12 protein-coding genes and 1 pseudogene are annotated in these 13,673 nt (G+C 37.6%); 10 read left to right on the top strand and 3 right to left on the bottom strand.

What is annotated here, in order from left to right:
• Positions 1-144 precede the first annotated feature (144 nt).
• The 5 genes from GQR87_RS16220 (at position 145) to GQR87_RS16200 (ending at position 7,395) form a co-directional block, all read left to right on the top strand.
• Positions 145-1,815, top strand: a complete 1,671-nt coding sequence (locus tag GQR87_RS16220; protein WP_158971117.1) for an ABC transporter ATP-binding protein — start codon at positions 145-147, stop codon at positions 1,813-1,815.
• 389 nt (positions 1,816-2,204) lie between these two features.
• Positions 2,205-2,471, top strand: coding sequence for a PqqD family protein (locus tag GQR87_RS16215; RefSeq protein WP_158971115.1), 267 nt, complete (start codon positions 2,205-2,207; stop codon positions 2,469-2,471).
• Entirely contained in the window at positions 2,464-2,922 is a 459-nt protein-coding gene (locus tag GQR87_RS16210) for a lasso peptide biosynthesis B2 protein (RefSeq protein WP_158971112.1), read from the top strand. Before GQR87_RS16215 ends, GQR87_RS16210 begins: the two co-directional genes overlap by 8 nt.
• A 402-nt stretch (positions 2,923-3,324) precedes the next feature.
• Positions 3,325-6,465, top strand: a complete 3,141-nt coding sequence (locus tag GQR87_RS16205) for a chondroitinase-B domain-containing protein (RefSeq protein ID WP_158971110.1) — start codon at positions 3,325-3,327, stop codon at positions 6,463-6,465.
• A 402-nt stretch (positions 6,466-6,867) separates the two neighbouring features.
• Positions 6,868-7,395 carry a hypothetical protein gene (locus GQR87_RS16200; protein ID WP_233267292.1) on the top strand — a complete coding sequence of 176 codons (528 nt, stop codon included), beginning with the start codon at positions 6,868-6,870 and terminating at the stop codon, positions 7,393-7,395.
• Between the two features lie 460 nt (positions 7,396-7,855).
• Here the strand turns inward: GQR87_RS16200 and GQR87_RS16195 are convergent, their stop codons facing one another.
• The 3 genes from GQR87_RS16195 to GQR87_RS16185 are packed head-to-tail and all read right to left on the bottom strand — an operon-like array spanning position 7,856 to position 10,153.
• Entirely contained in the window at positions 7,856-9,010 is a 1,155-nt protein-coding gene (locus tag GQR87_RS16195) for a TIGR02281 family clan AA aspartic protease (RefSeq protein ID WP_158971108.1), read from the bottom strand.
• Entirely contained in the window at positions 9,003-9,449 is a 447-nt protein-coding gene (locus GQR87_RS16190) for a thioesterase family protein (protein ID WP_158971107.1), read from the bottom strand. The genes GQR87_RS16195 and GQR87_RS16190 overlap by 8 nt, the downstream gene beginning before the upstream one ends.
• An 11-nt stretch (positions 9,450-9,460) precedes the next feature.
• Positions 9,461-10,153: a hypothetical protein gene (locus GQR87_RS16185; protein ID WP_158971105.1), complete on the bottom strand. Its 693-nt coding sequence runs from the start codon at positions 10,151-10,153 to the stop codon at positions 9,461-9,463.
• Between the two features lie 198 nt (positions 10,154-10,351).
• Between GQR87_RS16185 and GQR87_RS16180 the strand changes: the two genes are divergently transcribed.
• The 5 genes and pseudogenes from GQR87_RS16180 to GQR87_RS16160 all read left to right on the top strand — a co-directional run bounded on the left by GQR87_RS16180 (position 10,352) and on the right by GQR87_RS16160 (position 13,560).
• A complete protein-coding gene (locus GQR87_RS16180) occupies positions 10,352-10,912 on the top strand; it encodes an elongation factor P hydroxylase (protein WP_158971103.1) in 561 nt (186 codons plus the stop codon).
• Positions 10,905-12,032: an ATP-NAD kinase family protein gene (locus tag GQR87_RS16175; protein ID WP_158971101.1), complete on the top strand. Its 1,128-nt coding sequence runs from the start codon at positions 10,905-10,907 to the stop codon at positions 12,030-12,032. The genes GQR87_RS16180 and GQR87_RS16175 overlap by 8 nt, the downstream gene beginning before the upstream one ends.
• A 32-nt stretch (positions 12,033-12,064) precedes the next feature.
• Positions 12,065-12,355 carry a YfcL family protein gene (locus GQR87_RS16170; RefSeq protein WP_199271631.1) on the top strand — a complete coding sequence of 97 codons (291 nt, stop codon included), beginning with the start codon at positions 12,065-12,067 and terminating at the stop codon, positions 12,353-12,355.
• A gap of 30 nt (positions 12,356-12,385) precedes the next feature.
• Positions 12,386-12,648, top strand: a pseudogene (locus GQR87_RS22415) (phosphoserine phosphatase SerB); the annotation flags it as partial.
• 213 nt (positions 12,649-12,861) lie between these two features.
• A complete protein-coding gene (locus GQR87_RS16160; RefSeq protein WP_158971097.1) occupies positions 12,862-13,560 on the top strand; it encodes an ABC transporter substrate-binding protein in 699 nt (232 codons plus the stop codon).
• The last annotated feature ends 113 nt before the right edge of the window (positions 13,561-13,673 follow it).

The following is a 13,673-nucleotide window of genomic DNA, read 5'->3' as shown; positions in this document are numbered from 1 at the left end:
CTCTGTGGTGAATTGTTTTTAACCCTTTGCTGTTATCCTTTCCTCGTAGCTAGAATCTGCTGTTACTGCCTTATTCAGCTTAGTCGGCACTATGCTGCTTCACTCTGCAGTGAGCTGCTGTAAAATAATGGATTAACAAATTAAATGTTTGATAAGTTAAGATTTGAATATGGTTTAAAAGTCTTTAACGAACATAAGTTTACCTTTATTTATGTTGTGTTTTTGATGCTATGTGAAACGGCAGTGAGTTTAAGTGTGCCTTTTTTTGCAGGCAAATATTCTGAATATTTTATTGCTAATCAAGCTGATATCGATTTAAACCATGGTTATATTTTGGCCTTATGGTGTTTGTTATTTGCTGTACATGGCTTACTGCGCTTTTTATCTACCTACAATGTATCCCTTATTGGTGCGCGTTTAATGGCCGAATTTAGCTGCCGGCTATACGATCATATTCAAGTTTTACCGGTACAGTTTTTTAAAGAAACTAAACGGGGTGACGTACTTTCTATGTTAAGTACTGATCTAGCTGTGATTAGCTTTTTTGCTTCTAGTGTTTTAACCAATTTAGTACCAAATGTATTAGTCTTAATTGGCGCGTCTGTGTTGATGTTCATGATAGAACCGAGCATTGCCATACTGATTATTGTCATTATTCCCCTTATATTTATCGTTTTAAAAATTGTAGGCAAAGGTGTACAGCCTATTTCTCGAGCATTAATGCAAAGACAAGCTGACTCTTTGTCATTAGCCAGTGAAAATATCGGCGCTATTTCTTTGATCAAAGCTTTTAATCAAGAAAATTCAGAGTCCAATAAGTTTAAACACCGTACAGCCGAAATTTTAGAACTAAGAAGAAAACAATTAAAACTCCAAGCTATCATGTCACCTTTAGTACAATTTTTGGCTTCAATCGGTGTTTTAACTATTGTTGTTTTTTGTTTCATGCGTTTTCAAGACGGTACTATGCATATTCCTGATTTAATCAGTTTAATGTTATACGGACTTATCTTCACCAGACCACTCTCTTCACTGGCCAGCTTATATGGTCAAGTGCAACATGTGATGGGGTCTTCAGAGCGGGTACTTAAATTTTACCATTTAGAATCGGAAGCCAATTCTGGCAGTAATAAAACGTTTAATATTAAATCGGCCGATATTCGATTTGAAGATGTTAGTTTTGCTTACAAAAATAAACCCGCTGTATTTAAAAACTTATCGTTTGCCTTGCCAGCTAAAAAAACAATGTTGTTATATGGTGAAAATGGTGGCGGTAAAACGACTTTAATTCACTTACTCATGAAGTTTAACGAGCCCAGTACAGGTAAAATTTTTATTGGTGGTATTGATATTGCGCAGGTTAATAATTCTTCGGTTAGAGGAAAAATTGGCCTAGTGTCGCAAGATGTGCTTTTGTGTAATGGGAGCATTATGCAAAACATCACTTATGGTGTAGTGAACCCGAGTAGTCAAAAACTAGTAGAGGCATGTAAAGTGTCTGGGGCAGATAGATTTATTCAAAAGCTATCCCAAGGTTACCAAACTCAAGTCGGAGAAGGTGGCGTTTTATTGTCGGGTGGGCAGAAGCAGCGAATATCTTTGGCTAGAGCATTATTACTCGAACCTGAAATTTTATTGTTAGACGAACCCACTTCTATGTTAGATGAGTTGTCTAGGCACTCTTTTAAACAGGAGTTTGAGGGTATTTTTAGCCAGTTCACTGTGATATTAATATCCCATGATCCATCCCTTAGTGATGTGGCTGACGTGACTTACAAACTCGATCAGAAACAATTAAAAGTAGTAAAGCAGTAAAGTAGTAGATAGGAAATAGTAGCTAGCAGATAGTTAAGAGCAAAAGATAAAAGCAGTGGCGAGATACTTGATTCGAGTCGCGAGCAATAGAAAAGCTGGATTCCTGCTAACGACATGCAGGAATGCCGAGCTTTGGAATGGGGCGATAATGTTACAGTTTAATCTCAATTTTATTGGGTGCAAAAACTATCTCCTATTTACTAAGATCTGCTGTTACTTTTCTCTGTGACAGGCTTTAGCTTTTAGGTTTTAAGAGGTAAGACAGAAACTAGAAAAAGCCAAAGAAATTGAACCACAGTGGTAAAGACTAAAGAGCAGTTATTAGATACTAGTGAAGAGTAAAAAAACAAAGCTAAAAATAACTTTTAACAATTTAGAGGTAAAAAATTATGCATATTAAATTAAATCAAGGTTTACTTATTCAAAAGGTAGTCGATGAAATTGTTATCCTTGAGCCAGAGTCGGGAGATTATTATACTCTGAATGAAACTGGCGCAATGATGCTTGAAGGCCTGCAAGAAGGAAAAGCAATGAGTGAAATCACAGGTATGATTAGTGCCAAATTTAATATTGCCACCAAAGATGTTGAAAATGATCTAATTCAATTGTTAATTGACTTAGAAAGAAATGGTTTAGCTCAGACAGTTGATGCTTAAATTTCTGCAACAATTTTGGCAGATGCCGGCTAAACATAAACTGATTGTTTTTAAAGCTTGGTATTTGTTTATATTTTGGGATCTGTTGATTTCTTATTTGCCTTATAAATGGTGGAAAACTTCATTATTTAAAAGCCAGCATACCTTTTCTGATGTTGCTTTAGCAGAAATAACCCTGATCACTCGACTTATCGAAAAGGTGGCTAGAAAGCACTTTGTTAGAATAAATTGTTTACGCCGCTGTGCGGTACAAAAGCATATTTTATATAAGTTGGGTTATCAAACCGAGTTAGTATTTGGCGTAAAAAAACAACAAGAAAACCTCGAAGCACATTGTTGGTTGACGTTTAAAGGGCAAATTATTAACGACTCAATAGAAGAAACAAGCACATATGTAGCACTGGTCGATCAACATTCAAATCAAAAAAATGTGTTAAAAAATCTAAAATAAATTAGCTTACTATAACTACCATTTTATATTCAAAGTCTGCTCACTATTATAAAACTCACTGTATCACCCCTATAATTCGTGATAGTTTTTTACCTCCCATTTAATTGGTAATACCAATTTCAGGGTGTAACGACTAAGTTATCACTTTTTAACAACTCACTCGCTATTTCATATCATGCATATTTCATGTGGTTTTTTCATCTTATTGTTATATAAGGTTTTTTAAGTTCTCATTAAAATTGGTAATACCAATTTGTGAGTTATTTGTGTGTTTTATGTTAATATAATGTGTTTATTGGTAATAAACTTTGTTATTGTGCTTGTCTCCCAGATTTAGCTTCTAGCACTTAGGCCTAAATCTCTATGTTGATTTATCAATACCACAGACAAGGAATAGATATTATGAATAAAAACTTATTGGCTTTATCTGTTATTGCCGCGCTAACCGGTTGTGGCAGTAGCGATGATGATCCTGTGGAAAATACAGCTGCTGTATTTTCTGGTTCTAGTTCAGGTTCAATCTCAGCTGGTGGCACCGATATGTCAGGTACCTTGACGGTTACAGATCCGGATGACGGTGAGAATGCTGTTATCGCACAATCCGCTTATGCTACTACTTATGGAAATTTTAGTCTGAATGCTAGTGGTTTGTGGACCTATACAGTTGATTCTGCCAATAGTGCGATTATTGCTTTGGGCAGTGGTGACAGTGTGCTCGATACCACAACAGTGAAATCTGTGGATGGCACAAGTCATAATATTAGTATCACAATTAATGGCGTAAATGAGGCTGCAGAATTTGGTTCTGGTGAAGGGATTGATAGTGCTTCAATTAATAATGCACTTACTGCTGCTATCAATGGCACCTTAAGTATTAGTGATCTTGATTCAGGTGAAGAGGTTTTTGTTGTGCAAAATGCAGTGGCCACCACTTACGGTGATTTTTCTATCGCTGAAAATGGTACTTGGAGCTATACACTCGATCCTAATAATTCATCTGTGTCTGGACTCGTTGGCGAAGCAGATACATTAGTTGATGAAGTGCAGGTAAGCTCCGCCGATGGAAGTACTACAAGTATTATGATTACCATTGCAGGCGTTGCCAATACAGTTGAGGCGTTAACCAAAGGTTCTATTGGCGATAATGATACTGTGCCAGAAATTAATTGTACTACCACGGTTAACACAACTAGTGAGTTAGAGGATGCAGTCAGTTTTGATATGACACCAGGTGAGACTGTTTGTTTAGCAGGCGGTACATTCAGCGAATTTGAATTGAAATTTGGTGGTATGGGGACTGCAGAATTACCTATTACTGTGGCCGCGGCCGTACCTGGAGAAGTCATTATTAATGGTGATTCTTCTATCGGTATGACAGGTGAATATGTTGTATTCCAAGGTTTTATTTTCAAAGATGGCAATATGGATAGTAGTTTGTTGCAAACTCGCGCCAACAGTAACACTGCCTGTAACAATTGCCGTATAACCGATAATGCCTTTATCAATATGGATCAAGGTCAAGACAACAGCACTAAATGGTTCCAAATTTATGGTAGTGGTAACCGTTTTGATCATAACTGGGTATCGGGTAAAACAACGCGCGGAGCCTTGTTTATTGTAGAACGAGGAGAGCCAGGCATTGAAGATCGTACTCAAATTGATCATAACTATTTTGGCGACCGTCCACCCATAGGTGGGGGAGCCTACGCAGATAATAGCGACAATGAATATGAAGGCATTCGTATAGGCACAAGTTCTAGTCACACTAGTGACTCCTTTGCAGTGGTAGAACATAACTATTTCGAAAGAATAGATGGCGAAGCTGAAGTTATTTCAATTAAAGCGGGTGGGGTAACGGTTGCTCATAATACTATTCGTAATAGTCGAGGCTCTATAGTCAACCGTCATGGCGAAGGCTCTACTATTGATAACAATTTTATTATGGGTGACGGCAATCCATTTTCTGGTGGGATAAGAATAGTCGACGCGAATCACGTGGTAACCAATAATTACATTCAAGGTGCTCGTAACCAAAGTTCTAATTTCTACGGTGGTATTTTGATCAGCGCATCTGACGGCTCAACCTCTAACGGTTACCAATATGTAGAAAATGTTTTAGTGGCAAATAACACCATAGTTGACAGTGTGAACAGTATTAATTTATTTGCCGGTAACGAGGATGATGAACCAGATAGTCTCTATTTTGTGAATAATATTGTGGCCGATGCTATTGGTCCAGTAATGAAAAATGCAGATAACTTACCCAGCAACTCTGTGTATGCAGGCAACTATGTTTATGGCCAGTCTCTTAGTGATGACGAAAATGTGACGAGCATTAACGGCATGAACTTTGTTGATCCTAAATTGACTGCCGACAGTGCAGGGTTATATCGACCTACAACTGATAGTGCTGGCTTAGCCGCTGACTTAAGTGCCAATCTTGGTAGCTATACATTACCGAGTAAAGATATGGATGGACAAACACGCTCAGCCAGTACCTTGGCCGGTGCCGATGAAATGTTGACGGATACGTTAGCTGCAACAGAAATGCGTGGCCTTTTGAATCCAGCCTTGGTTGGGCCCTTAAGTTTTACCCCTCCTGCTGCTACACCTTACATTGCTCAAGTTAATATTGCTAATGATGACTTTGATAGTCAGAGCCTTGCGGATTGGACGAGTGTTGATGTTGAAGTGACCACTGCTCCTAGTGAAGTATTTTCTCGTGGTAGTAGTGTGAAAATCGATAATTCTGCTGACAGGTTAAGCCAAACGGTCACGGTGACGGCAAACACTAACTACACCTTATCTGCTTACGTAAAAGGTAGCGGAAAATTAACTGCCACTGTGGACGGCCAGACTTATTCAGTAGACGAAAACGCCTCTGATTATCGATTTACCTCTATTAGTTTTAATTCTGGTGATGGCACTAGCTTAGAAATATCTGCCACTTTGGATGATTTTGTTTTAGGTTTTGTAGATATTGAAAATCCTAACTTTGATGATGGCCAAGACGGCTGGGTGGTGAATGAAGGAAGTGGTATCGGCCAAGTGCAAGATTCAGATAATTCAGCATCTGGAGCCAATGGCTCAATCAAATTTAAACATAACGATGATGATAGTGGTACGCCTTATCAACCTTATATTGCACAAACTGTGACTGTGCAAGCTAACACAGAATATACTTTACGCATGTATAACCTGCTGAAAAGCAGCGATGAGCAAGATGCCACTGTATTATTTGGTGTGCATAATGGCGCAGCTGTTGAAGGCGGCGTTTTTGACAGCGCGAATGTGATTGCATCCAAAGATTCTGTTTTTGCTAACTTATCTGAAGATGAAGAAGGGGATGATAGTTTTAGACCTGATAGTTTAGTGTTTAATTCTGGTGATAACACTAGTTTGACTATCTTTGCTCAATATCAATCAACCTTAGGTGATGATATACGTATAGATGATTTCAGCCTATCTGCTGAAGGAGCACCTGCAAGTGATGCTAAAGTTTACTTTGATAGTTTCCGTTTAGTTTCTCACCCATCTTTGTAAAGCAGACTAAGCAGAACAAGCGGGGATTGCTCTCCTGTTTGTTCTGTTTTTTGCTTTTCCTAGAAGACTTTTAATTAAAGTAATCTGATTCTCTGAATAACGCTCTGTTTGTGCCTGACTGCGTTGGGTTTTCTAACAATAGCCAGCTTATTGCGCAAGAAAATCCGTCTTGCTGTCCATGACAAGTTTCGGCACAGAGTAAGCGTTGATGTAAACCATAATGAATGTATATTTGTAACCTGCTGAAAATTAAATTAAGGCGACACTTCTTAACCCTAATTCGGGTTAAGTAAAGTTTAATAAAGTCCTGTTATTAATTACTATAGGTTTCTATCGCAATACTCCATATCAGGCGTTATGGTTGTTGTGGAGAATATTGTTGTCGTTAAAATGGGAAGGCTTGTGGGATCTGAATTTTCAAGTAGTGAAGATGAAAAGTTAGCGCTGGAGCATCAAGCTGCAAAACTATTTATGCATTGGTATGAGCGAGAAACAGGCAAACCGATACGACACATTTGGCATAACAGGCCAGCAAAACCAGATGTATCCTGTCGACTTGAAGGTGAAAGATTAGACTTAGAAGTGGCTCATTTATATGGCAGCGAACAAGAAGCTATGCAAATATTGCATCGAGAGTTAAGCGACAACACCCGCCAAGAACTAAAGGACTTAGAAAAAAACACTGAGCCTGATGCGCGCTTGTTAACCGCACTAAATCGTATTCTGTTTAATAAATCATTTAAGACTTATAAAACTAAACGTGCTTGGTTGATAATCCGTAATGCCCATCCTGCTTGGAGTAAACAACAAATCCAAGATTTACAAGATTGTATAAAAGTCCCATCGACTCATCCCTTTGAACAAATTTGGATTGTTGGAGATTGGCAGGGAAAAAGCGGTATTGTCAGACTTTTTCCTAAGACAAAATAACAGTAGCCAAGTTTGAATCCAGAGATACGAGCCGCGAGGAAAAGGCAAAGCAGGAGATAGGAAATAGTAGCTAGTAGATAGTTAAGTGCAAAAGATAAAAACAGTGGCGAGATACTAGATTCGAGCCACGAGCAAAAGATAAAGATGAAAGATTAAAAGCTGTTCACAGAGTGGCACAGAGTAAAAACGTGTTAAGACAAGCCCCACATCACGTCATTCCGGTGTGCTTCCACTTTCGTCATTCCGGTGTGCTTTTAAGCCGGAATCCAGGGCTTTTAAATGCAGAATAAAACAGACTAAGCAGAGTGGGGCAGACTTAGCAGAATGAAGCAGTGAAAAGCCAAGAACAAAAGATAAAAGTTTGTCACAGAGGTACACAGAGTTTTGAAATGCATTGGCTTTTGGCTCTTTGCTGTTATCTTTTGCTCGAATCTCGTCAATCGCGCCTGTTTTTATCCCATTATTTAAGCATAATGACTGCCCGTGTTTGATCTATTTTAAAATCAAATTCTCGTAAGAAATTCATACCTAATAAACCGTTGGCATTTTGTAAATTGCTCATCGGTAATACCATTACAGATATATTTTCTACTGAAACATGATTAATGGTCAGTTCTCTAAATTTATACATAGGTGCTCGAACTGAGCCGTTAGCCGTATTCACACTAAATCGACCAATACGATTTGTTTTATATCTATTACTCAAATTATCGAAATAGTGTTTCGATATAACTGTGATAGATGCGCCGGTATCAATCAATAAATCGATCTCGTTGTCGGATAGTTTTGCCTTAACTACATATTGATCGCCATATTGTTTTAAGGAAATTGAACGACCTAGTTCAGTAAAAGGTGAGGGGGAATTATCATCCTCTATGGCGCTAAGTTCTGCATCCTCGATAGCGACTATTTTTCTAATAGCTTGGGCTGATGGGTCTTCAAAAGGTAGGCTAGCTAGGATGTTTTCCATTAGCAGTTCTTGATATTGCTCTGCGTATGCTCTGGCTAGAGATAATATATAGAGTCTGTTTTCTGGATCAATTTGTATTAATGGTTCGACAAATTTAGCTAATACATCCCAAGAGTAAGTATTTTTTAATTGGTTGATAGTATTGTTACTGAGTTGCAGAATTATCTCTTCAACCTCTGATTGTTGAACTGTGGTCATAGGATGACGTAATAACGAATAATAATGAGCTATAGCGTCACTAAGTAAACTGGTTTCTATTTTCAATTTGGCTTCAATTAATAACATTTCCATATCTTGAGGATGTTGCTTTAAGTAGCTCTGTAAAAAGTTTGTCAAATCGGCATAGTTTTCTTGTTTTAACCATTGATAAGCTTGTTTTAATGCTTGTTCTCTAGTCATGGGAGGTTGATCTTCATTTTCTACCAAGTATGAATTATTAGCCGTTTTTAAGGTTTGATATGTCTCGGGTGAGTTCGTCTCTGTTGTTGTAACTTGGTTATCAACCTTTATTTTTGCAGGCGAGCTAACAGCAGACTGATTAGTATATTTTGCTACTGTGAGTTTATTATTTTCATTTAGTAATTGCAGGTTTAGAGCAACAGATGTAGCCAACAATAATAATAAAATAGCGAGCCATTTATTCATTATTGTTTATCTCAATACAGGCTTGGCCATAGACGTCTGCAAACAAGCTTGGCATACGTTTAGGTTTTCCGCTTGATAAGGCTATACAAACAAATTCGGTGCGGGCAGTCAGTACCGTTTTTGTATCTGCATGACGAATGAACTGAAATTGTCTAGTTAATTTTAGTTTTTTGTCGCAGTCCACTATCCAAGTGGCGCAATCAATTAAGTCTCCTGCATGGGCTGCAGATAAATAATTGATTTCGTGGCGACTAATTGCCATGCCTCTATCAATGTTTTGATATTGTTCAATGGTAAGCCCTAATTGGTTAGAATGAGCCCAAGACGTGGTTTCTAATTGTTTAACATAGGCAACATTATTGACGTGTTGGTAATGGTCTATGTGTTCAGAACCGATACGCCAAGTTTTTATGAAGGGGTTAGGGCGGAGCCATTGCATCGATTGATAACCTACACTTTTAATTTGCTAGCCGCAGGATCTAAATATTCAGGCATCAGTTCTGATTCTTTAGCTACAATAGCATGAAAAAATTCTTCGCAACTAGAGACTTGGTTAAAGGCATGAAAGATTAATTCGATAAATTCATGTAAGGGAGTTAAAGCAAAGTATTTAGCGGGATACCGATATAAGTTCAGTAAACTAGCTATGCCCCAATATAAATTCAAGTTAGCTAAATTATCACCTAACTGTTTAAGGCTAGATAATTGTTTTTGCCTTAAAGGTATGTTGTAGGAGGCTAGGTAAGCATGAGTGTATATATCTTGATTAATAGAGGTTGTTTTGGTTATTTGTGCCAATTCAAAATCTAGTTCTAAGCAAACCAGATTAAGCTGCAGAGCCGATGCCAGAGTGCTTAAAAGTTCTTTGGGTAAAAATTTACAAGCTTTGGCGATAAGTTCGGAATTGTCTATGTCCTTTGCTATAAGTTCTTGTCGAGAAAATATTTTATAAACTAATACTTCTAAGGCTTTTTTTGAGTTTATATCTTGATGCAAAGTTTTGTGGCTGATTAAAAACCTTTGATTTTGCCAGCCTTGTAATGCATCAATAGATTCTGTTACTCCAGCATTTTTAGCAATTTCTTGAATGGTTTGTATGCCATATAAGTGTCTATTTATTTGCTTTATGTTGTAACTTTCCAATTTAGATATTTTCCATCTTTATTATACAATCGCTCTATTATTAATTTTTGCTTATGCTAAATGACTTTATAGGCAGGTTAAACATAATCTGTTGCCCAGATTAGCTGATGTAATGGTATTATTCTATAAAAGACATAATTTGATCTAGTTCGTATTAAATCTATTTTGTCATGAGTACCTTTATTTTTGAGTAGTAAGATGACACAAGCCCACAAGTATCAAGACTTGATTTTTTTATTTAACCAAACCTTCGCCTCCACCGAAAACACCATACTTGTAAAAGGCGCAGATGAACCTATTTATATTCCGGCTAAAACACCTCAAGATAAACACCAGATTATTTTTGCTCATGGCTATTTTGCTAGTGCATTACATGAAATTTCTCATTGGTGTATTGCTGGCCAAGCAAGGCGTTTGTTAGAAGATTATGGTTACTGGTATTGCCCTGATGGACGCAATAAAGTGGAACAAGCAGAGTTTGAAAAAGTCGAAGTTAAACCCCAAGCAATTGAATGGGCATTCTGTGTTGCGGCGAAAAAATCATTTCGTGTCAGTACTGATAATTTAAATGGAGCACCTGTTGATCAAAACGCTTTTCAAGGCAAGGTGCAGCAACAAGCGTTAAAATATTTGCAAAATGGCTTTCCACCACGGGTTGATATTTTTATTCAGGTTTTAAGCCAATTTTATCAGAGTCAAAGCTTAACTCAGGCGCACTTCGCATTGGACGAAGAGGTAAAAGAGTTGGCTGATGTTTAAACTTGGTTTAATTATTAACCCTTATGCAGGCATCGGTGGGGCTTTGGCTCTTAAAGGCAGTGATGGTAATGCTATTCGCCAACAAGCCTTAGCTCTAGGGGCTGAAAAAAAAGCCAATGACAAAACTCGTTTGGCATTAGAACTGATATTAGCCATTAAACATAAAGTACATTTTTATCTAGCATCCGGTGAAATGGGTGAAGACTTAATTAAAGAAATGGGTTTTGCTTATTCACTGGTTTATCAAATTGAAGAAACACAAACTGAAAGTATTGACACCGAAGCAACAGCTCAAGCTTTGTTACAACAGCAAGTTGATCTGATTTTGTTTGTTGGTGGTGACGGAACTGCCAGAAATGTATGTAATTTGATTGCTGAATCGATCCCTGTTTTAGGTATCCCCGCAGGCTGTAAGATCCACTCCGGTGTTTTTGCTGTCACACCTCAAGCTGCAGGACGTGTATTAGACAAAGTTATTAAGGGTGAAATAGTCAGTGTTAGTCAGGCTGAGGTAATGGATATAGATGAAGACTTGTTCCGCCAAGGAAAAGTCAATGCAAAACATTTTGGTGAAATGCAGGTGCCCACTGAGCTGGAATATATTCAAGCGGTGAAAATGGGCGGTAAAGAGTCGGACGAAATGGTACTTGCTGATATCTCTGCTCATGTTATCGAGTTGATGGAAGAGTATCCGCGACACATATTTGTCATGGGCTCAGGCTCAACAGTCGACTACATAATGCAAGACTTGCAACTTACCAACACCTTATTGGGAGTTGACCTTTTACAAGGCCAAAAATTGATTGCTAGTGATGTGACCAGCAGACAATTATTACAAGCGATACAAGGGAAAAATTGTAAATTGGTAATCACTTTAATCGGTGGCCAAGGACATATTATCGGACGGGGTAATCAGCAGTTAAGTCCAGAATTCTTAACTTTATTGGGTAAAGAAAATATTTTGTTGGTGGCCACAAAAACTAAGTTATTAGGTTTGCAAGGCCGGCCACTGATTGTGGACTCTGGTGATCGTTTAGTGAACCATAATTTGGCGGGGTTGATTACAGTGACCACAGGTTACCGCGATCAAGTGTTATACCCAGTAACAGATTTTAATTAAATGTAAGGTTTTATACCTAGTTAGGAGATATTTTGACGGTAGATACAAATCAGTCTGAGTTGGCGTTGTTTATTGCCAAAGTAGAAAAAAAATTAGATGGCGTAGTGGAACATGGGACTGATCAAGAACTGTTTATTTCTAGTTATTTACAAGGTCACTTTGCGGTTATGGCAGGCCAAAGCCAAGTACAAGGTATGATTCAAATCAGTCAACTGGATGAACTTATGAAATCCAGTTTGTCACAAGCATTTAGCAATAATGAATTAGCTGTTGATGATCAAAAACAAGTACTGGATTTATGGGATAGCTATATAAAGCAGTAGATAGCAGGTAGAGGCTAGTGAATAGCAAAACAGCCTAGTTTATTATTTATGTCCATGGACAGTACCGTTATCACGGTAGAATGCATTGACGAAATCGGTGCGTTATCGAGAGGTTGGGCTTATCCAGCATTCAGGTTAACTTAGTTAGCGTGTTGAAAAAAGCCGACTGGAAGTTAGCCATTGCCTCTGGTGGTTTTACTTATTTTGCTGATTATTTAGCCGAACAGTTAGATGTCACGGTGGCTAATCAATTAGAAATAGTCGACGGGACTCTCACAGGGCAAGTGAAAGGGCGCGAGCGGCGTCTTTTTGATATGTCTCTGGATTGGTATTAATCAATTCAATGCTACTTTGAATTACATTTTTGCTGTCCCAAAAAATGTGACGAATAAGGTAGAAATTATATTGTTATTAGCTATATTAGGCCTATGACGCTTCAGCTTAATTTATTCATTTTCTGTTTAATCTTTATGATCTCTCATTTTTGCCGGGCGAATGATAAGGTCGTGTCAATTGGTATTTCTCACTTCCCACCCTATAGCTCTCTGATTAATGGTGTTGCATCTGGTGCTGAAGTTGAAATTGTCGAACAAAGCTTTTCGATGATGAATTACCAAGTTAAATTTGTTAACTATCCTTTTGGTCGGCTGCCAAGCGTATTAAGTAGTGAAAAAGTCGATGGTATAATTGTCACACTAAAAACTATTCCGCAGAAAATCATCTTTTACTCAGAGATTGTTTTACCCGAGTATCAAACGGTAGCAATTCACTTAAAAAAAAATAACTTATCAATATCAGCCATGAAAGACTTAGCGGGTAAATCGATATTGGCTCATCAACAAGCAAGTCAGTTTTATGGTGATGAATATAGAGGTATTGCTGACGCTGGTAGCGAGAACTTAGAATATTCTGAAACAGTAAGGCAGGGCTCACAAGTGTTAATGTTACTGAAAGATCGGGTTGATGTAATCGTTTTGGCACTAGAGATTTATCACTACTATCAGTCTGGTTTAGAATCCAAATATACAGAAAATGAAGTGGTTGTATCTAAAATATTTGGTGGTAAATTTGGTTTTCATAACGCTTTTTTGGATAAAAAAGTTCGAGATGATTTTGAGCAAGGATTAGCCAGAATTAAGGAAAATGGTCAATACTCAAAAATTTTAGAAAAGTACCTTAAATATTATCAACCTATTGCCAATTAATCTTTTTTTACAATAAGTTATCTAGAGTTTTCAAGCAGAGCAATTTTTACTTTTATCAATATATTTTAGCGACGTAGCCATGCTGTTGTTTATTTACTTTCACTGTGTTTTTA

This window comes from Paraglaciecola sp. L3A3 (genome assembly GCF_009796765.1).
In the GTDB taxonomy this organism is placed as follows: domain Bacteria; phylum Pseudomonadota; class Gammaproteobacteria; order Enterobacterales; family Alteromonadaceae; genus Paraglaciecola.
Note: the sequence above shows the minus strand (reverse complement) of the source record. Positions and strands in the feature narration are given on the sequence as shown.

Excerpts from the sequence above, each read along its gene's own strand:
- GQR87_RS16205 (WP_158971110.1), top strand. The coding sequence starts at position 3,325 with ATGAATAAAAACTTATTGGCTTTATCTGTTATTGCCGCGCTAACCGGT.
- GQR87_RS16190 (WP_158971107.1), bottom strand. The coding sequence starts at position 9,449 with ATGCAATGGCTCCGCCCTAACCCCTTCATAAAAACTTGGCGTATCGGT.
- GQR87_RS16210 (WP_158971112.1), top strand. The coding sequence starts at position 2,464 with ATGCTTAAATTTCTGCAACAATTTTGGCAGATGCCGGCTAAACATAAA.
- GQR87_RS16195 (WP_158971108.1), bottom strand. The coding sequence starts at position 9,010 with ATGAATAAATGGCTCGCTATTTTATTATTATTGTTGGCTACATCTGTT.
- GQR87_RS16215 (WP_158971115.1), top strand. The coding sequence starts at position 2,205 with ATGCATATTAAATTAAATCAAGGTTTACTTATTCAAAAGGTAGTCGAT.
- GQR87_RS16220 (WP_158971117.1), top strand. The coding sequence starts at position 145 with ATGTTTGATAAGTTAAGATTTGAATATGGTTTAAAAGTCTTTAACGAA.
- GQR87_RS16175 (WP_158971101.1), top strand. The coding sequence starts at position 10,905 with ATGTTTAAACTTGGTTTAATTATTAACCCTTATGCAGGCATCGGTGGG.
- GQR87_RS16180 (WP_158971103.1), top strand. The coding sequence starts at position 10,352 with ATGACACAAGCCCACAAGTATCAAGACTTGATTTTTTTATTTAACCAA.